Origin of the sequence: Bacillus sp. JJ1127 (assembly GCF_036965845.1) — a bacterium.
Classification (GTDB): domain Bacteria; phylum Bacillota; class Bacilli; order Bacillales; family Bacillaceae_G; genus Bacillus_A.
Genome location: NZ_JBALQK010000200.1, coordinates 7,387 through 7,592, shown reverse-complemented (window position 1 = coordinate 7,592; position 206 = coordinate 7,387). Strand labels below are relative to the sequence as shown.

Sequence of the window (206 nt, the reverse complement as noted above, 5' to 3'; positions counted from 1 at the left end):
CCTAATTTAATCTAGGGATTAATTATAATTTTCTTCATTACATTCCAAATCCTTTTTACATTAGACTCATCGTTATAACTGCCTTTAAAATTCGATTCAGGTATTAAATAATTCATAATTTGCTCGAATCCAGGCTTTATCTTTTCAAATGTTGCATCATCCTCAACAAAAAGTTTATTAGAGTATTGTATTTTAGCTACTTCCTC

The 206-nt window shown here is 28.2% G+C and carries 1 pseudogene; it reads right to left on the bottom strand.

Annotation, left to right across the window (positions count from 1 at the left end):
• Positions 1-11: 11 nt before the first annotated feature.
• Positions 12-206, bottom strand: a pseudogene (locus V7183_RS18815) (hypothetical protein); the annotation flags it as partial.